This window comes from Flavobacterium sp. HJJ (assembly GCF_015351475.1).
In the GTDB taxonomy this organism is placed as follows: domain Bacteria; phylum Bacteroidota; class Bacteroidia; order Flavobacteriales; family Flavobacteriaceae; genus Flavobacterium; species Flavobacterium marginilacus.
This window is the reverse complement of sequence record NZ_JADKPR010000017.1, coordinates 49,906-70,303: the sequence shown is the minus strand read 5'-3', so window position 1 is coordinate 70,303 and position 20,398 is coordinate 49,906. Positions and strand designations below refer to the sequence as shown.

The following is a 20,398-nucleotide window of genomic DNA, read 5'->3' as shown; positions in this document are numbered from 1 at the left end:
TAGTACTGTACAATATCGTGTTTTCTAATCTTTAATCAAACCACAACGTATTTCCTGTGTAAGCATCATCAAGATGTAATATCGTGTTTTCTAATCTTTAATCAAACCACAACGGTGCAATTGGGATTCATTTAGAACTTCACAATATCGTGTTTTCTAATCTTTAATCAAACCACAACTAACAGCATTTACTTCTTTTACATTAGCAAAATATCGTGTTTTCTAATCTTTAATCAAACCACAACGGGACATTTAGATCTATTAACTAGACAGTGAATATCGTGTTTTCTAATCTTTAATCAAACCACAACATGTGAATATGTATTCTTTAAAACACCTTGAATATCGTGTTTTCTAATCTTTAATCAAACCACAACCAGAACAGCGTGACGGATTCGAAGTTGATAATATCGTGTTTTCTAATCTTTAATCAAACCACAACGAAACGTCAATCTAATAGTTCTAAAGCTTAAATATCGTGTTTTCTAATCTTTAATCAAACCACAACGCTCTGTTAATTGGCAATTGTCAATGAATAATATCGTGTTTTCTAATCTTTAATCAAACCACAACAATTAGTTGAGGGAATAGACAGGGGAAATAATATCGTGTTTTCTAATCTTTAATCAAACCACAACACTGTATCTAAACAATAAGTTTTACCATCAAATATCGTGTTTTCTAATCTTTAATCAAACCACAACAAAACAATAGTGAATCGGTTGTGGTTGAAAATATCGTGTTTTCTAATCTTTAATCAAACCACAACTGATGAAAGCGAACATAAAAATGAAGCTTTAATATCGTGTTTTCTAATCTTTAATCAAACCACAACTATGAAGATACTAGACTATTTCCGAGAAATAATATCGTGTTTTCTAATCTTTAATCAAACCACAACGCAGAATTACCCAAAATAAGGAAACTGATCAATATCGTGTTTTCTAATCTTTAATCAAACCACAACTGAAAGTTCTCGCGTCCCTGCTTGGCAGACGCCATAACTTTCAGTTGTGGTTTGAGATGTTTAAGACCTTGAAAAACTTATGTCAAAGAACTTCTTAAAAATTTTGCCTGCCAATGATTGCCATTATTTCTACTTCATTACCGTTGATTTTATAAAAAATGGTATCCACACCACAAACACAATATCTGTAACCTTCTCGGTAACGAATTGCATTTGGAAACAAAAACGGATTTGAAGCGATTTTATCAAAACAGTCTTGCATCATATCAAAATACTTATCTGCCTGATTTAAACCAAATTTTGCTATTCCATATTCGTATATTCTTAATAAATCTTCTTTGGCTAATTCATTTAAATGATAGCTATACATTTAATTTCTTTTTGAATTCTGCCAACATTTCTTCTCTTGTTTGCTTTTTAGCAAATCCACTTTTCTCAGCTTTATCTAACTTCATTCGAACAAACTCTACATAAGCATCTTGCTCACGTGCTTGCTTAATTAAATAATTAACCGCTTCACTTTTACTGGTAAACTCCTCTTTAGCCACTTGCTCTTTTAACCATTCATCATTTTGATTGGCTAATGTGATACTTTGTCTTGACATAATTACAACTATTTAGTGGTGTAAATTTACACCAAACTTTCGAAATAAAATTATATTTTAGAAATTTTTCCTGAAACTGAAATCTTTACTTTGATTGGATTAAAAGTATCCCATCCTGTTTTGCCATCGCCAAAACTTTGAATTCTGATGTAAAATGGTTGAAAATTATTTTGAATAGAAGCTTGCGAACTCAGTCTAAACTCATAGAATTTAGATGATAGTTTTTGCACCCTATACAAATGTTCCTTAAACAAATCATAATCGTGATTCTCCCAGCTAATTTCATCATCCGTTAATCCCAATAAAAACATATCATTAATATGTAAAGCCGTAACTATTTCTTTACCTTCAGCTGGTAATTGATACACTGGAAATCCTTTACTTTTTCTTTCAACGACAGTCCAAAAAGTTACTACATCTTCTTTTAAATTTCCTTTTTCATCTTTATAAATAAGTACGTGATGATTGTTTCTAGGATTTACCCATTGATTAACATTATCTTTTAGCTTTTCTGCTCCGCTAAAATTTTCTTTCATCCTTATTTTCAAAATTGGTACTGGCTCTCCGTTTTTATTAGGCAAGAAAATTTGTGGTTGTTTCACTCCATTTTCATCAGCAATAAAAAAAGTGTTCACAGGAATAGCACCTTTTACAAATCCGCCAAGCTCTTGAATCCTTTTATGAATTAATTTTCTAATAGCTTCGTCAACTACTTTTTCCAATTGTTTTTCGGTTGTTAAACTATCTATTGATTTCCTAACGTGAAATGCTTCTTCTCCATTAAAATTTCGCTTGCCAAAAACGGTTTCTTTATGTAATTGCCCTCGGGCAGCAACGCCTTTATTTATATGTGTTTTTCCGTTTTTCTCTACTTTAGTATATCGAATAGTAATATCATTAGCAATACGTTTATGCGAAATCAATATTTTATCGACTGCTTTTTCTGCATCAAATCGGAACGTTTCCCATGGCATTGGAAAATCTTTTAAATCATAATTTTTATTGTAGCGATTCCATTTGGACAATTCCTGTAAATAACTTGTTTTGCCACAAGCCATAACCAAAGCATCAATGGCATGATGACGATGATCTTCACGGGTTTTAGCATTTTCATCATTCAAAACCGTATTCAAACCCCATTTTTGACGTAAATTGGCAGTCATTTGACCTGGAGAAACATTTACTTTTTTGCATATTTGTGTTAAATAAGTTGAGGCTTCTTTACTTATAAATCGGGTATCATTTAATTGTCTTGAAGAAAAATCATCATCAAATTTTTGCTGTACAAATCGCTTGAATTTTTGATATGCATTGGGATATTCCTTGGTATCCGAAAATAATTTTAAAGCACGCTCTTTTCTGGCGATCCAATCCAATTCGTCATTACCATAAAATTCAAAAGGTGTTTTATCTCCTTTTCGTCTATTTTCATCAGCATAACACAATGTTTTATTATTGAAACTATCGTTTAATGAACGACTCCATGGATGAATATGTTCTATTTGGACTTCACCTGTAAAAAGTTTAGTAACAGGAATTACAACACCTGTATAAGGGCAAGTCTGCTTGCACTCTTCCCAAAGTTTAAATTTTAAAATGTTATCGTGAGAAACTTTCGCATACTTTTCTACTTCGCTTTTTACTCTATCATTTTCTCTTTCTAATCGTTTTTGATCTCTGCGAATTTTATTTCGCTGTGATTTAGATATTTTCAAATCACGAGCCATTTCTACTTTTATTTCGTCAAGTTGTCCATGCTCTTCGATTAATTCATTAACTAATTTTCGCAACTCAAATAAAGCAGTAATTACAATCGGATTTCTAATAGCTTGAATTTCCTTGTCGGCATCTTTGCCAACAGGCAATTTTTCTAATAATACTGTAACATCAATTGTTGCCGAATGATGATAAAGTTTCTTCAATTGTTTATCACTAAATTGAAATTCTTTACGAAGTAAATTCTTAATTGTATCTATAAAACCGCCTGAAATTTTAGACCTGACTATTCCTTCAACATTATCAATTAAATCTAATTGTTTTTGATTGTTTTGTTCCGTATCATTTTGCCATTTGTCGCCAAAAGTATTTTTTATTCCGCCCATAACCACAGCAATATCATAAGTATATCCTTGCTGTAGAAAAGGCAAAATATTTCCAATAGCTTTTCGGCTCAAACTGGCATAGCCGTCTTTTACATTAAACTTTGAAATTGCAATTGCTTTTTCCTCTGAAAAATTCCAATTCTTAACAGCATAATCCTTAAGATTTGATTTACTGTCAAAAAAATACAAAACGTGCCAAATATCTTCCTGCTCCTTTTCAGAAAACTCAAACCATTTTTTACCAAAGAATTTTTTATTAGATAAATTAGAAATAGTATGTGTCCCAACTATTTTATCGTCGTCTTTATAATTAAACTTGAATTCAGCGCTTTCTTTTCCAATCGCTTTTCTCAGTTTTTTAAATTCAATTTTATCAAATGAAAGTAATTGCTCAATCAATTTTTCTTTTTCTGTTTGAGATATTTTCTTTCCATTGTATTCCACTGTATTTACCCATTGCCAAATTCTAAACATTTCAACAGAAATTGCACTTATTGGACATTTAGTCTTTGTAGGTTCAAATGAACAATTACCTACCAAATGTTTTTGAGAACGCAAAGGGCGTTGATGAAATAAAATACCATCTTCTTTGTAATTATCCTGCTTTCTTCCTCCAAAAGTTGTTTTTAAATCATAGTTTAAAACCGAATGGAATTGTGATTGCTTTTCCCAAATCAACTCAAATTCATCAATATACATTTTACGGGTAGTGTATCGATTTCGAATTCTTTCTAATCCATCTTGAAAAGGCTGGTTTTCTTTTGGATAAATCTCATATAGATAAGATCCTAAAGTTTTACCTTCAATACTTTCTAAAGTGTCATCAATTCCTATTTTTCCTTCTTTAACATTTCCTTTAAAAATAGCTCCATCATCGCTTCCTCCTTTTCTGCTATTACTTAAAAAACCTCTTCTTTGAATTAAATGATAAAAAATCCTGCCAATTTCTTCTAAAGACAATTTTTCCATCAATGCTTTTTGACGCAATTCATAAGGATTCTCTGCAAACCAAGTTGCTAATTTTTCAGACGGAAATTGTTTGGTTTGTTTCCAATCTTCAAAATCTTTAGCATTCATTGGACACATATTATTTTCTGAAAGTGATTTTAACAACACTTTTTTTCTTAATCTTCTTCTAAAGAATTGACGACGAACACCTCTTGCTCCTGTTCTACTTGCATTTTTAGACATTTCATTATCGCCATCACCCAAATTCTCAACACCCATTGGAAAAATTCTACTTCCAATGCCTAAAATTTTATTCAGCTTATCGTCAATTAATGCCCACCCAATCGAGTTAGTCCCCAAATCTAATCCTAAAATCTTTGCCATATTTTTTAAATTTAATCTGCATGGAATTTACTATAAAAAAAATTAATCTATTTACGGTTTTCCTCATTGTGCACTAATTCTTTTTTACATACATTTACAACAGATTAAAACAATTCTAATCTTTAATCTTATCACAATAAGGCTATATGCCGTAGATGAAAATCTTTAGTCCTGCTTCGGTGGGACTTTTTTTTCGAAACAATTCAAATACTTACACATTCCTCACTTTCTTCAAAAATTTTAAAAAACACCTCAGCAAAACTATAAAGCATTCAACTCATAAATAAATTGAGCTATTTTTCCTAGCAAACAAGCTATAAACCGAAGTTTTATTTTGTATTGTGGCGCACCTTTAGTATCTTTCGCATTCAAAAAATAAAAACCTTAAACATTCACAAAAATGTTAGAAGAAAAGAACGATAACCTGTCAATTCAAGAAAATGAGACAGACGGAAAAACAGCTAATGAATTGCAGGAAGCAGTTCTATCAGAAGTTTCTGTGGATGCAGAAAATGAAATCAATGATGCTGTGGCAGAGGAAAATACTGTAAAACCAGTTTCTGAGCCAGTAACATCAAGTGAAAGTACAGCTGATGAAAAACAAAACGTACTTGACGCTATTGCCGAGACCAATGCTGAAGAAAGCGAAGATGAAACGTTAAAAGAACGCCATGACATACCAATGCTGGATTATGAAGCATTGCCAATGGACAAACTTGTAGACGAATTGAAAAATTTAGTTACAAATGAAAAAGTAATGTCTATTAAAGAACATGTTGAGGAAATCCGTAAAGCATTTTTGGCCAAATACAACCATCTAATCGAAGAAAAAAGAGAAGAATTCAATCAGGAAAATCAAGATCCTAATGAAGAATTTCAATATCATTTTCCACTAAAATCAAAATTTGATCAATATTACACGATTTACAAAGACAATAAAAATACTCATTTCAAGAGCTTACAATCCAATTTAAAATCCAACTTGGAAGTCCGACTGGCTATTGTAGAGGAATTAAAAGAATTAATCAATCCGCAGGCCAACATCAAAGACACTTTAAATCATTTTAATGAGCTAAGAGACCGCTGGAAAAATGCAGGATCTATCCCAAAAGACAAATACAACCACGTTTGGAATAATTATCATTTTCATGTTGAGAATTTTTATGACTATCTGCACTTAGACAGAGAAGCAAGAGATATTGATTTCAAATACAATTTGGAACAAAAACAAAAAATTGTTGCCCGTGTTGAAGAACTGCTTAAAGAAGCAGATATCAATAAAGCTTTTAGAGAATTACAGGATTTACACCGGATCTGGAAAGAAGATATTGGTCCTGTTTCTAGAGAACACCGTGATGAAATCTGGAACCAATTCAGTGAACTTACAAAAAAAATGCACGACAAACGTGAAATTTTGTTTGAAGCTTTAAGAGGAACTGAGCTTGAAAACTTAGAAAAGAAAAAAGATATTATTGCCAAAATTGAAGTTTTAGCTACCGAAAAAGTGAATGCCCATTCACAATGGCTGGCACAGATTGAAAAAGTAGAAGCACTTCGTTCTGAGTTTTTCTCAGCCGGAAAAGTTCCATCTGATGTAAATGAAGCCACTTGGGCTGCTTTTAAAACTGCAGTTAGAAATTTCAACAGTTTCAAAAATTCTTTCTACAAAGACATCAAAAAAGACCAAAACGACAATCTGAATAAAAAAATAGCTTTGGTTAAAAAAGCCAAAGAATTGCAGGAAAGTGTTGATTTTGCAAGCACAACTCCTATCATGAAGCAGATTCAGGAAGACTGGAAAAAAATCGGTCATGTTCCTAGAAAATATTCAGATAAAATCTGGAATGAATTCAGAGAAGCATGTAACCATTATTTCGACAAGCTAAAAGAACATAAAAACGTTGAAAACGCTGACGAAGTTGAAGCTTTTGACAAAAAGAAAGCCTATTTGGAAACACTGAGAGAATTCCAATTGACCGGTGATCACAAAACCGATCTGGACGCTATCAAACTGCATATCGAAACTTGGAAAAACTTTGGTAAAGTTCCTTTCCCAAGAAGACATATCGAAGGAAAATTCAACAAAATCCTTGACGCTTTATTCGAAAAATTAAGCTTAAGCAAAAAAGATACTGAAATGATGCGTTTCTCCAACAGAATGGAGAATCTTTCTGAAAGCAACGACACCAGAAAACTCGATAATGAGAAAATTTTCCTAATTCGTAAAATCGAGGAAGTACAAAATGAAATTTTCCAATTAGAAAATAACATTCAGTTTTTTGCAAATACAAAAAATTCAAAAAAAGAAAATTCAATAGTATTAGAGGTTCGAAAAAACATAGCTATTCACAAAGAAAGCCTTGATGTCTGGAAAGAAAAACTAAAACAATTGAGAAATTTGAATCAGGAATAAAATTCAAAAATAACAATACTTTACTAAGCCTCAAACCTATAATTTTGAGGCTTTTTTAATAAAAACATGCAATTTTAACTTTCATTTACCACAATACACTCCGCTGATCAAAAGCCAATTATCTATTTTTGCAGTATGAAGATTTTTTGGAAATTTATCGTATTTATTGGGCTCTTACTCCAGTTCGCATTTGCACACAGCGCAAATCACGATACTATAATTTCTTTTCAAAAGGAAAGCAGTACTGACATTAACAAAGAAAGTTTAAGTGTTTCTCATTTCGTTCAGCCAAGTATAGAAAGAGGAACTCCTGAGCTAAAATCTAACAGCCGTATTCCTGTTGACATAAACGACAGCAATACTTTACTCCAATTATTTTCTAATCTCAAAGAAAATAACCTCAAAATAATTCTATCGGATCAAGACATCGACAGATGCTCAAAAGTCTCGATTTTACTTTTTCCCTTCCATTATTTTTGGTGATTAAATCTCATAATTGCGGTTTATAAAAGCCAATAACGGCTTTTGTCTTTTCCTGATTCTTTCCGAATCAAGGAAATAAATCATTATATCTAATCACAAAAAAATTAAAAAATGGACACATCAGTAACCATAATAGGCCTTATAATTACAATTTTAATAGGCATCCCGATAACATTAGTCTTCCGTTCCAATATAACGAACAGAGCCAAAATTAAAGAGATAAAGAAACAATACAGTCAAAACAATCATTACGACTTTGAATTATCCGAAACACAGAACAAAAAAATCCTGTCGTTAGATAAAAAGAACAAAGGTTTCCTTTTCATTGATTTCAGTTATAAAAAAGAAACTGCATATTTCGTTAACTTAAAAGATATTATACTCTGTAACCTAATTGAAACTACCCGAAGCAAATTAGGCACCATCGAAAAAGTTGAAATAGAACTCGTTCATAAAAACACTATGAAAAAAGAAATGATTCCAATTTATAATATCGAGAATCATTATCTTGATTTTAATTGTCTGTTTGAAGATCACAAACTAGCAAAAAAATGGGTTGGTTTAATCAATGATACACTATAAAAAACAGTAAAGAGGCTCACACGAGCCTCTTTGTCAATAAATAACTACAAACAAAATATGACAATTATCATTTTAATCATTAAAAAGTCAGCCTAATTTTGTCATTTACATTAAATGCGAAATTATGAAAACCTCACTAATTCAAAAATACAATGTACCTGGGCCTCGTTACACAAGCTATCCTACGGTTCCTTATTGGGATGAGTCAGGATTTACAAAAGAAATTTGGCTTCAGACCCTAAAAAAATCTTTTCTGGAAAGCAACAGTACAGAGGGTATCAGTTTATATATTCACCTTCCTTTCTGCGAAAGTCTATGCACATTTTGCGGCTGTAATAAACGTATCACCAAAAATCACAATGTCGAAAACCCATATATTGAAGCAGTTTTAAAAGAATGGACACTTTACTGTGAAATTTTAGATAAAAAACCAAAAATTAAAGAAATTCATTTAGGCGGGGGAACACCTACATTTTTCTCAATAGAAAGCCTTGAAAACCTAATAAACGGGATATTTTCACAAGCCGAAAAAGCCGAAGGATATGAATTTAGTTTTGAGGGACATCCAAATAACACGACTCTTGCCCATCTGCAGAAATTATATGATTTAGGTTTTAGAAGAGTGAGTTTTGGCGTTCAGGATTATTCCGAAAAAGTACAAAAAGCGATCCACCGAATTCAGCCTTTCCATAATGTGGCCAAAGTTACTTTTTGGGCAAAAAAAATAGGATATACTTCCATCGGTCATGATATAATCTTTGGCCTGCCATTTCAGGAAATTACAAACATAGTGGATACAATCGAAAAAACCAATTCACTACAGCCTGATCGATTAGCATTCTATAGTTATGCCCATGTACCGTGGATAAAAGGAAACGGACAGCGCGGATTTCATGACGAAGACATTCCAAAAGACGATGCCAAAAGAAAACTATACGAAGTTGGAAAAGAACTGCTCTTTGAAAATGAATATTACGAAATCGGCATGGATCATTTTGCCTTAAAATCTGACAGTCTGTATAAATCATTTGATACTAAAAAACTGCACCGAAACTTTATGGGTTACAGCTCTTCAAAAACCCAGCTGATGATTGGACTGGGTGTTTCATCCATAAGCGACAGCTGGTACAGTTTTGCGCAAAACGTCAAAACTATCGAAGAATATTACAAAATATTGGAATCAGACGAATTGCCTGTTTACAGAGGACATCTATTATCTGCTGAAGATTTAATCGTCAGAAAACACATTCTGAATCTGATGTGCCAATTTGAAACCAGCTGGGAGGATGCAGCAAATTATGTTCCTGAAATCCCCGAGATTATAATGCAGCTGAAAGAAATGGAAATTGACGGTCTGCTGGTTATAGAAAAAAATAAAATCATTGTGACCGAAGAAGGAAAACCATATGTGCGCAACATCTGTATGGCATTTGATTTAAGATTAAAAAGAAAAGCACCAGAAACAGCATTGTTTTCAATGACAATTTAAAAAAGACATAAGGATAAATTAATCCTCTAAAGTACCATCTTAATTATTAAATTCATCTTTTTTTAAAGCTCTTTGGGCGTGTCCTTCCGTCTCGTCAGAAAAAAGACGAGACTGCAGGCCAGGCTGTACGTTCCCGCTTTTTTTAGAGAGGCCGAAAAAAGCCTCTCTAAAAAAGAGCTCCACTGCCATCCCTCACGCAAAACAAGGAATCTCCGCAGACAGTTTTTATATATTTGCTCTTATGAATCTATATGGCTGTGGAATTGAATTCAGTGAAAGCATCCGTTTTCATAATGTCAATTTTGAAATCGCTATTTTCATCTTTCGTAATAATAACACTGTCAAAACCTAATTTATCAAGTTTTTCAATTGTCGCCAATTCTCCTTCCTTAAGCTGCAAAATTCTTCGGAGAAGCCAGTCAGACAAAGCTTTATTCGGATTTGTCATTAAGGCTTTTGAATTTTCCTGACAGACTTTTGCCGTAAAAATTTCACCTGTAGGAATCTGCAAATTAAAATCCTGATCCCGTTTAGGAAAGAAATCTGGATATTTTTTATTTAATTCAGCAGGGATTGGAATGTAAATTTCTCCAAAATCTCTTTTTCTTCCATTCGCATTCCATTGATTTAAACCGCTTCTTTCAAAAATGAATTTTTCCCCTTTGAGAATGCCATAAAGAGGCAGAATTACATAATTTTCGCCTTTTACAAATTTGTCTGAAGCTGTTTTTAAATTCTTATTTTCTTCAAATAATTCAAGCAGCAAAGAATAAGGATCTTCGATTATATCAATTGGCAGATGAAAGGCATTTGGCGAAATAATAAATTTTCTAAAAAGCGTACTTTTTGAATAATTGAAAGTATACAGATTATGTCCGTCTTCAAACTGCAGGCTAGTTTTAGTATCCTTTACTGAATGAATATTGGCAGTATCAATACTATTATAATCGGTTTCAAAAAGCAATAATTCTTTTTCTCTGCGGGCAACAATATGATATAGGGAATTCTCAATATTATAAACACGATTTGCCAAATTTATTCTGTCATTTCTGAACTCACCAAGCTTTAAAGCAAGTTCTTTTCCTTTAAAATCTTTTAAAGTTCTTGATAAAGAATTGAATTCTGCCACTTTTTCGGTACTGGAATTGCTGTTACAGACAAAAGTTTTGAGACCAACACCAAGTGAATTATAATTGGCATCAAAAGCAGTATCAGACCGGGAAAGATTTCCAGCATTAAAACTTCTGCAAAAAATATTCTCCGCAACCCGATAATTAATGAAAGGAACAGCACTTTCGCTGAAAAGACCCGAAAGTTTTGAAACTGCTGAAAGTAATTTTAGATAATTCCCGTTATTTTCAATATCAATTTCTGCAAAAGACTTCATAAGATGCTCAAATTTGGTTGCTAATTCACTCAATTATATTTAGTCAACTCAATTTTCAGCCTGAATATAAAGTTTACTATTCGTCAAATTTAACAAAATGTAATTTTCTAAATCCCTTTAAAATAGAAAACGTTTTTTGCAAAACCAATTAATGGCAATTGGCTCTTTCCTTTACAAACAAACTCATATTCGAAGGAGAAACATAAGGAATTCCAAGTCCAAGTCCTCTCAAAATAAATAATATGCCAATTGCTACTCCCACATACGGAATCACTTTTTGAATCCTATTACGAATAGAAACAGTGAGAAACGAATTGATATAAACCACTAAACTCATCAATGGCACTGTTCCTAATCCAAAAAGCAGCATATACAAAACTCCAAAACCGGCACTCTGCATGGCTATTGCTCCAAACAAAGCTACATAAACCATTCCACACGGCAGAAAACCATTCAGCAGCCCGATGATAAAAAGAGATTTGAAGCTTTTATTTTTGAAATGACTGCCCAGATTTTGCTTGATTTTTGAAATCCAGCCGTACACGGGTTTCGAAAAATTATATTTAGAAAAAATCTTTTCGGGAGTTAAAATCACCAAAATCATTACAACACCAATAAAAATAGATAACTGCTGCTGTATTCCAGCCAAAAACAAACCTTTTCCCAACAGCCCAAAAAGTAAACCAATACTTCCATAAGCTGTAAGCCTTCCAAAGTGATATGTGATAATCTGAATTACTTTTTTGGCAGGATTATTTCGCTCCACAGGCAGCATCATAGCGATAGGCCCGCACATTCCTACGCAGTGAAAACTACTGATTAAACCAAATAAAAAAGCGGTGTAAAGCATTGTGATTTGAGATTGCAGATTTTAGACTTTAGATTGCAGATTTGGGAAGAAGAATTTAAAAACTAAATCTGGTTCTCCTCAATTTCTTCATTCTATCCTCTTTTATCTATTTTCTTAATTCTATTTAATATAAATTTTTTCTTTGGTCAGATAGGACTTTCCTTGATATTTCCATTCCATATTAATGTACCATTCGCCGCCAACAAACTTATCTTTAGGTATAAACAGCGAAGCCGAATCTGTAAACGAAAGCGGTTCCTGAAAATCAAATTTCTTGTTGGAAGCCCTATATAAAGCAACTGTTCCTTTGATATCCTTTGGCGAAAAAACTGCCGGAAAAGAAACCGTTACACCTTTTGTATCTAAAGTAATTACAGGTTTTTCTTTTAAATCATGAGCATTTTGAATACGTGCCATTTCGTCCTGAAAATGAACATCATGCTTGTAATATTCTTCCACAACCAGGTCATTATCATACTTGCTGTCGGACTGAACTTTTAAAACAAAATACATAATAAAACTGATAAACAATGCAAATGCAATTACAATATAAGTTCCCCAATTAATTTTCATTATTACTTTTTTTTAATATTGTTTCAATAACTATTTTTAAAATAAGCCAAACCTAGTCAAAACTCCTCGGACTTAAAAAATTAGTATAAGTTGTTTCTATTTTTTTATCACCTTCATAAAGATCGATCTCTAATTTGGTTCTGTCACTTTCCAGCAAAAAACGGTTAATCTCAATAAACATGGTTCCGCTAGACATTCCGTGCTTAGGAACTTTTAACTCCTGAACACCAACTACTTTCAACGTTCCCTTAATTCCAACCAATCTAAAATTCATGTCTTGGATATCATGATTGGTTTTATTGATAATTTTAAAAGTATATATGTTACTAATATTATCTCCTTTATGCTGATATAATTGTCCCGGCAGTCTCAAAACAGTAGCTTCTACTTCGGTTCTTAAAAATAGTAACCCAGTAAGCACACCAACCAATATCACCAAAATTGCCGTGTAACCTTTCATTCTGGCAGTAAATTTGAACTTAGCTTTGGTTTCTATTTCATCTTCCGAAGCATAACGGATAAGTCCTTTCGGCAATCCTACCCCCTCCATTATAGTATCGCATTCATCAATACAGGCCGTGCAGTTTATACATTCCAGCTGCACTCCATTACGGATATCAATTCCTGTCGGGCAAACATGCACACATTGTTTACAATCGATACAATCGCCTTTTCCCGAAGCAGCCCGGTCTTCTTGTTTATTAAATTTGGCTCTGCCAGCTTCTTTTTCTCCGCGAACAAAATCATAAGCCACGTTTATTGATTTTTTATCCAATAAAACACCCTGAAGCCTTCCGTAAGGACAGGCAATAATACAGACTTGTTCTCTAAACCAGGCAAAAACAAAATAAAAAACTCCTGTAAAAATCAATAGCGAAATAAAACTGCTCGAATGTGCCAAAGGTCCATCTTCAATCAAACGAAATAATTCGTCACTTCCGATAAGATATGCCAAAAACACATTGGCAATTAGAAATGAAATCAAAAGAAAAACAGACCATTTTAAAGCTTTCTTTCTTATTTTTTCAGCATTCCATTCCTGCTTTTCTAATCGAATCTGTGCTCCTCTATCTCCTTCTATCCAATATTCGACCCGGCGAAAAACCATTTCCATAAAAATAGTCTGCGGACAAATCCATCCGCAAAAAATCCGACCAAAAATAACCGTGAATAAAATAACAAATACAACACCAATTACCATAAACAGAACAAAAATATAAAAGTCCTGCGGCCAGAAAGGAAAGCTGAAAATATTAAAACGGCGTTCCAAAACATTGAACATCATGAACTGGTTTCCGTTAATTTTTATAAACGGATTCACAATAAGAACAATCAATAAAAAATAACTGACCCATTTTCTGTAATCGTAAAACTTACCAGATGGTTTTTTGGGATAAATGTATTTTCTATGGCCTTCCTTATCGACAGTCCCGATGGTATCTCTGAAAGATTCGTCCAGTTTACTTGACATTTTTTTGTTTTTAAATACTAAAAAAGAGCTTTCTCAAAGTAATGAATTTTGACAAAGCTCTTTTTTTTTATAAATTATTATTATTTTACTTGAGTACTGTCTGCTGCAGGTGCTGCAGAAGCAGCTGCCGGTGCTCCGTCTTCTACCCATATATCACCGTCTGGTGCTTTTGGATCTTTCGGATTACTTCCTCTTAAAGAAATTACATAACTGGCAACCGCCTGAATTTCTTTTGGTTTCAAAGTACCTTTCCAGGCAATCATCCCTTTACCGTCTCGGCCTCCATTAGTTATAGTGTGAAATAAATTCTTGATGCCGCCACCCAAAATCCAATGATCATCGGTTAAATTTGGTCCAATCTGCCCTCCTGCATCAGCTCGGTGGCAAGCCACACAATTAGTCTGAAAAATTGCTTTTCCTTTATCCAAATCGGCAGGATCAGTTAGTAAAGTTACTGTTTTTTCATCCATTAAATCAGGTGCCGTTTTCATATATTCGGCTACTTCAATTTTGGCCTGATCTACTTCAGCTTTCAATTCGGCTTCCTGATCTGGAGCTCCCATAATCTCATAACGAACCAAATATACTGCAGCAAAAACAATACAAGCGTAGAATAAATATACCCACCATGGCGGTAAATTGTTATCCAGCTCCTTGATTCCGTCATAATCATGGTCCATCAATAATTGTTTTTCATCTTCAACAGAAGCAGATTTAGTAAAACTGTTTACTATTTTTTTATACCAATTATCTTCTTGTGTCCCCAAAGCTTCCTGCTGCGCAATCTTTTCTTTCTCTTCGGCCGACAGCAGCAGATAACTAATTTTATCAACTGCTGATAATGTTATTTCGATTGCAATCAAAAGGAAAAGCAGCACAAACAAAAAGACAGCAACCATAGGATATTTTATAAATGCTGGCCTATTTCCGGAATCAATTAGATATTCCAGCAGCCCAAAAGCAGCAAAAAATATAAAAAGGACTCTTAGATAAGATGGAATTAATTTTTTCATCATTTATTATTTTGAAATTGTACAATTAGTCTTCTAGCGGGATTTGGCTTATTTCGTCTATAGTTTCTTTTTTATAGGAGTAAACCCAAAGTCCTAAACCAATAAAAAAGAAAAAGAAAATCAGCAACGATAGTATAGGAAATATGGCAACACCTGCAATGGTTTCCATATTGTGTTTTATTTGCTCAAACATAACGTTTACTTTTAATTATTCTTTCACTTTAATATCAGTTCCCAGTCTTTGAATGTAAGCAATCAAGGCCACAATTTCTCTTTCGTTCATTGGAACAAATTTTTCACCTTTTGCCAGAGCTTTTTTCTTGCTGTCCTCATAACTTTTTACAAAATCAGGATCATTTTTTAGACTTTCTTCAATGGCAATTGCCTGTGCTCTTAAATCTTTCAATCCATTTGAAACTTGAGCTTCGGTATAAGGAACTCCAAGGGTAACCATAGCTTTCATTTTCTTTTCGGTCATTGAAATGTCCATTGCTTTATTATCAAACAGCCATTTATAGCTAGGCATAATAGAACCAGCTGAAATACTCTGCGGACTCCAAAAGTGATTGAAATGCCAGTTGTCATTATATTTTCCTCCAACTCTTAACAAATCGGGACCAGTACGTTTTGATCCCCATAAAAATGGATGATCATACACAAATTCTCCCGCTTTGGACTGCGGTCCATAACGCTCTACTTCACTTCTAAACGGACGAACCGATTGTGAGTGACAGCCCACACAGCCTTCACGAATGTATAAATCACGCCCTTCCAGTTCCAAAGGTGTATAAGGCTTAACACTTGTAATTGTCGGTATATTAGACTTCACCATAATCGTTGGCACAATCTGTATAATTCCTCCAATTAATATTGCGATTGTCGCGAACACTGCCATTTTGATTGGTTTTCTTTCCAGCCAGGAATGGTATTTTTCTCCTCTAAGTCTTCCTGAACTAATAGATTGTAAAGCTGGAGCTTCTGCTAATTCATCCTCAACTTCTTCACCAGCTCTAACTGTTTGGATAATGTTATAAACTAATGTAAGCATCCCTAATAAATAAAGAGATCCACCTATAGCTCTCATCCAATACATTGGCATAATCTGAGTAACCGTTTCAAGAAAGTTACCATAAGTTAAGGTTCCGTCAGGATTAAACTGCTTCCACATTGAAGCCTGAAGGAAACCTGCTAGATATAATGGCAATGCGTATAAAATAATCCCCAGTGTTCCAGCCCAGAAATGGAAATTAGCCAGTTTAGTAGAATATAAAGTAGTTTTTGTCATCCTTGGAATCAGCCAATAAATGATACCGAAAGCCATAAAACCATTCCAAGCCAATGCTCCAACGTGAACGTGAGCAATAATCCAATCGGTATAATGCGCTATTGCATTTACATTTTTAAGAGAAAGCATTGGTCCTTCAAAAGTTGCCATCCCGTAACCTGTCATTGCAACAACAAAAAACTTCAAAACCGGCTCTTCACGTACTCTGTCCCAAACTCCTCTCAGAGTAAGAAGTCCGTTAATCATACCTCCCCAAGATGGAGCTATCAGCATTACTGAGAATACAACTCCTAAGTTCTGAGCCCAAGTTGGCAAAGCTGAGTATAATAAATGGTGAGGTCCAGCCCAGATATACAAAAATATTAACGACCAAAAATGGATAATAGACAATCTATAAGAATAAACAGGACGATTAGCAACCTTTGGCACAAAATAATACATCAGTCCCAAAAATGGTGTTGTCAGGAAGAAAGCAACTGCATTATGACCATACCACCACTGCACCAAAGCATCCTGTACTCCTGCATAAACAGAATAACTTTTCATAGCAGAAATCGGTAACTCCAAACTATTAAAAATATGAAGTACGGCAACTGTAATAAATGTAGCTAAGTAAAACCAAATGGCAACATATAAATGACGCTCTCTTCTTTTGAGCATTGTACCAATCATGTTAATCCCAAAAGCTACCCAGATTAAAGCAATCGCAATGTCAATAGGCCATTCCAATTCGGCATATTCTTTTGAGGAAGTGTATCCCAACGGAAGTGAAATAGCAGCGGCGACAATTATTAACTGCCATCCCCAAAAATTCAGGTTGCTCAAGAAATCACTGTACATTCTGGCTTTTAACAGCCTTTGCAGCGAATAATAAACACCCGCAAACATCGCATTACCAACAAAGGCAAAAATTACGGCATTGGTATGTAAAGGTCTCAATCTTCCAAAACTTAACCATGAAATACCATCGGTCATATTTGGAAAAAGGAACATCGTAGCCAATATAAGACCTACTAACATTCCCACTACTCCAAAAAGTATGGTCGCATAAATGAACTTCTTTACAATTTTGTTGTCATAATAAAATTGTTCCATTTCCATATTTGTAATTGTTTTTAAGGTTGTAAAAAATAGACTTTAACCATTAAAGATTAAAGAGGAGTTTAGCTTTTAATTTTAGATTTATTTTGGGAAGATTTTATTAATTCATCGTCAAAAAGCATTCTGACAGACGGAGTATAATCATCATCGTACTGACCTGATTTTACTGCAAAAACAAAAGCAATGAAAAATCCAATAGCGACAAAAATACTAATGGCAATTAATAAATAGATAACGCTCATAAACTTAAATATTAAGTTGACAAAATTATATTTATCCGTTTTTATAAAAAATGACAATTATCATATTTAATCTAATATGTTAAAATTATGAAAAAAATTCACATAAATACGTAATTGTTTTATTTTATTTTTCGCGAATAGTAATTACTCATTACAGTAACAAAGCTCACTATAGTAATGGTACTCAGCGGCATAATGATTGCTGCAACTAACGGCAAGAGGTTACCTGTGATAGCAAACGAAAGTCCAACGACATTGTACAAAAGAGACAGTGTAAAACTCATTTTTATCGTCGAAATGGATTTTTGGGACAATTTTAAAAAATAATGCAGTTTTTTAAATTCCTTCGCATCCAATATAGCGTCGCAGGCTGGAGAGAAAACATTCACATTTTCGGATATGGAAATACCAACGTTACTTTGTGCCAAAGCTCCGGCATCATTCAGCCCATCGCCAACCATCATGACATTTTTACCCTGATCCTGCAAAGCTTTTATAAACTCAAGTTTCTGTTCTGGTTTTTGATTAAAAATCATTTCGGTGCCTTTTGGCAGAATTGTTTCCAACAGACTGCGCTCTCCTTCATTATCCCCTGACAAAACTTTCAGCTGGTACTGCGAACTTAATTTTTCAAACAGATCGGACAATCCCTCCCTGTATTGATTATTAAAAACATATTTCCCAAAATACTCTTCTCCTATTTTTACATGAACAGAAGTTTGCTGCACTTCGCTTTGTCCTTTTTCACCGATAAAATTAGCCGATCCCATTTGTATAGAAACGCCTCCGGCCACAGCCTGAATTCCTTTTCCTGTTATTTCTTCGAAGGCATCTAATTGGAGTCTTTTTATTTCAGGAAGAAAATCATACAGCATTCGGCTCAATGGATGATTAGAGGCACGAAGAACACTTTTTAATATTGATAAATTGGTCTCATCAAGTATTTTGCCTTCATAGGAAATATTCGATTTTGAATTTGTAGTTATTGTTCCCGTTTTATCAAAAACAATGGTATCAATTTTCGCCAGCTGTTCAATCACTAAAGCATTTTTGAGATAAAAATATTTATTTCCAAAAATCCGCAGCATATTCCCCATCGTGAAAGGAACTGTCAATGCCAATGCGCAAGGACACGCCACGATCAGTACCGCCGTGAAAACATTAAAAGCAGTATTAGCATCAAAAAATATCCAATATCCAAATCCTGCGAAGGCTATCAGCAGAAGAATAGGCGTAAAATAACGGCTGATACTATCTGTAATCGTTTTGTGTTGCTGCTCAACTTTTTTCTGAAAAACATCATTGCTCCACAACTGCGTCAGATAACTTTGGGAAACTGAATGCAGTACTTCCATTTCAATAACTTTCCCAATCTGTTTTCCGCCGGCAAAAACTTTATCTCCCGATTTCTTAGTTATCGGAACTGCTTCGCCGGTGACAAAACTATAATCGATTTCGGCTTTATCGGATATTAAAATTCCGTCCACAGGAATTAATTCTTGGTTGCGGATTAATAATCTGTTGCCTTTTTCAATTTCATAAACAGGAATACTTTCTTCGCTGGCATCTCGGTTTATTTTGGTAATGGCAATTGGGAAATACGATTTGAAATCTCTTTCGAAGCTAAGAAAACTATAAGTCTTGATTTGGAACATTTTCCCTAACAGCATAAAAAAAATCAAACCGGTTAAACTATCAAAGAAACCCGAACCATAATCCATTACAATATCAAAGGTACTGCGTACAAACATCACGACAATTCCCAGAGCAATAGGAATGTCGATATTCAGCATTTTAGATTTAATGCTTTTAACAGCCGAAACATAATACCCGCTTGCCGAATATAAAAAGGATGGCAAAGACAGCGCAAAAATTAACCATCTGAAGAAAGGGCGGTAATTATCCAGCCAATACTCCTTTACCTCAAAATATTCTGGAAAAGAAAGCAGCATAATATTACCAAAGCAAAAGAAAGCAACACCCAGCTTATAGGTGAGGCTCCTATCAATACTGTTTTTTCCTGTTTCATAATTTTCCAGACTAATGTATGGTTCATAACCTATTGAACACAACAGATGAACAATGCTTTTTAGAGAAACATCAGATGAATTATAATTGATTCGGACTTTCTTTTCTGGAAAATTTACCTGCGAAGTGTTTATTCCTTTTTGAAGTTTCTGTAAATTTTCTAAAATCCAAATACAGGAACTGCAATGGATATGTGGAATGCTAAGCGAAACAATAGCTGCCGGCTCTTCCTGAAACTCTAATAACTTAGCAACAATACTTTCATTATCTAAAAAATCATATTTACCATTAATATCCTGCGGAGTGGCTCCTGGTGACTTCTCAAAATCATAGTAACAAGTCAAATCATTCAGACTGAAAATTTCATAAACTGTTTTACATCCGCTGCAGCAAAATTCTTTTTCATCAAAGACAATTTTCTCCTCTATTGCGATACTTAAACCACAATGAAAGCAATTTTTATTCTCCATAAATT

15 protein-coding genes and 1 CRISPR repeat array (1 of these 16 cut by a window edge) are annotated in these 20,398 nt (G+C 33.8%); of the genes, 3 read left to right on the top strand and 12 right to left on the bottom strand.

Annotated elements, in window-relative coordinates; all coding sequences use genetic code 11:
• Window positions 1-967: a CRISPR direct-repeat array (repeat unit 36 nt; unit sequence AATATCGTGTTTTCTAATCTTTAATCAAACCACAAC) (it extends 2,029 nt beyond the left edge of the window).
• Window positions 968-1,061: 94 nt separating this feature from the next.
• The 3 genes from IRZ80_RS14030 to cas9 are packed head-to-tail and all read right to left on the bottom strand — an operon-like array spanning window position 1,062 to window position 5,006.
• Complete coding sequence (locus tag IRZ80_RS14030; protein ID WP_194642199.1) at window positions 1,062-1,337, bottom strand: type II toxin-antitoxin system RelE/ParE family toxin; 276 nt, start codon at window positions 1,335-1,337, stop codon at window positions 1,062-1,064.
• On the bottom strand, window positions 1,330-1,572 hold the full coding sequence (locus tag IRZ80_RS14025) for a type II toxin-antitoxin system ParD family antitoxin (RefSeq protein WP_194642198.1): 243 nt from the start codon (window positions 1,570-1,572) through the stop codon (window positions 1,330-1,332). The genes IRZ80_RS14030 and IRZ80_RS14025 overlap by 8 nt, the downstream gene beginning before the upstream one ends.
• Before the next feature lie 50 nt (window positions 1,573-1,622).
• A complete protein-coding gene (cas9, locus tag IRZ80_RS14020) occupies window positions 1,623-5,006 on the bottom strand; it encodes a type II CRISPR RNA-guided endonuclease Cas9 (RefSeq protein ID WP_194642197.1) in 3,384 nt (1,127 codons plus the stop codon).
• Between the two features lie 400 nt (window positions 5,007-5,406).
• On the opposite strand from cas9, the gene IRZ80_RS14015 reads away from it, so the two are divergent.
• The 3 genes from IRZ80_RS14015 (at window position 5,407) to hemN (ending at window position 9,973) form a co-directional block, all read left to right on the top strand.
• Window positions 5,407-7,419 (top strand): DUF349 domain-containing protein, encoded by a 2,013-nt coding sequence (locus tag IRZ80_RS14015; protein ID WP_194642196.1) that lies wholly within the window; start codon window positions 5,407-5,409, stop codon window positions 7,417-7,419.
• 594 nt (window positions 7,420-8,013) lie between these two features.
• Complete coding sequence (locus IRZ80_RS14010) at window positions 8,014-8,484, top strand: hypothetical protein (protein ID WP_194642195.1); 471 nt, start codon at window positions 8,014-8,016, stop codon at window positions 8,482-8,484.
• Between the two features lie 124 nt (window positions 8,485-8,608).
• A complete protein-coding gene (gene hemN / locus IRZ80_RS14005) occupies window positions 8,609-9,973 on the top strand; it encodes an oxygen-independent coproporphyrinogen III oxidase (RefSeq protein ID WP_194642194.1) in 1,365 nt (454 codons plus the stop codon).
• 247 nt (window positions 9,974-10,220) lie between these two features.
• Here the strand turns inward: hemN and IRZ80_RS14000 are convergent, their stop codons facing one another.
• The 9 genes from IRZ80_RS14000 to IRZ80_RS13960 form a co-directional block, all read right to left on the bottom strand.
• Entirely contained in the window at window positions 10,221-11,360 is a 1,140-nt protein-coding gene (locus tag IRZ80_RS14000) for a restriction endonuclease (protein WP_194642193.1), read from the bottom strand.
• A 148-nt stretch (window positions 11,361-11,508) separates the two neighbouring features.
• Window positions 11,509-12,210, bottom strand: a complete 702-nt coding sequence (locus tag IRZ80_RS13995) for a sulfite exporter TauE/SafE family protein (RefSeq protein WP_194642192.1) — start codon at window positions 12,208-12,210, stop codon at window positions 11,509-11,511.
• Window positions 12,211-12,330: 120 nt separating this feature from the next.
• Window positions 12,331-12,783, bottom strand: coding sequence for a FixH family protein (locus IRZ80_RS13990; RefSeq protein WP_194642191.1), 453 nt, complete (start codon window positions 12,781-12,783; stop codon window positions 12,331-12,333).
• A gap of 52 nt (window positions 12,784-12,835) precedes the next feature.
• A complete protein-coding gene (ccoG, locus tag IRZ80_RS13985; RefSeq protein ID WP_194642190.1) occupies window positions 12,836-14,254 on the bottom strand; it encodes a cytochrome c oxidase accessory protein CcoG in 1,419 nt (472 codons plus the stop codon).
• 80 nt (window positions 14,255-14,334) lie between these two features.
• Window positions 14,335-15,267: a cbb3-type cytochrome c oxidase N-terminal domain-containing protein gene (locus IRZ80_RS13980; RefSeq protein WP_194642242.1), complete on the bottom strand. Its 933-nt coding sequence runs from the start codon at window positions 15,265-15,267 to the stop codon at window positions 14,335-14,337.
• Window positions 15,268-15,292: 25 nt separating this feature from the next.
• Window positions 15,293-15,460 (bottom strand): CcoQ/FixQ family Cbb3-type cytochrome c oxidase assembly chaperone, encoded by a 168-nt coding sequence (locus tag IRZ80_RS13975; RefSeq protein ID WP_115810727.1) that lies wholly within the window; start codon window positions 15,458-15,460, stop codon window positions 15,293-15,295.
• 15 nt (window positions 15,461-15,475) lie between these two features.
• Window positions 15,476-17,653 (bottom strand): cytochrome-c oxidase, cbb3-type subunit I, encoded by a 2,178-nt coding sequence (gene ccoN / locus IRZ80_RS13970; RefSeq protein WP_194642189.1) that lies wholly within the window; start codon window positions 17,651-17,653, stop codon window positions 15,476-15,478.
• 62 nt (window positions 17,654-17,715) lie between these two features.
• Window positions 17,716-17,895, bottom strand: coding sequence for a cbb3-type cytochrome oxidase assembly protein CcoS (gene ccoS, locus IRZ80_RS13965; RefSeq protein WP_115810731.1), 180 nt, complete (start codon window positions 17,893-17,895; stop codon window positions 17,716-17,718).
• Between the two features lie 119 nt (window positions 17,896-18,014).
• Window positions 18,015-20,393, bottom strand: a complete 2,379-nt coding sequence (locus IRZ80_RS13960) for a heavy metal translocating P-type ATPase (RefSeq protein WP_194642188.1) — start codon at window positions 20,391-20,393, stop codon at window positions 18,015-18,017.
• Window positions 20,394-20,398 lie beyond the last annotated feature (5 nt).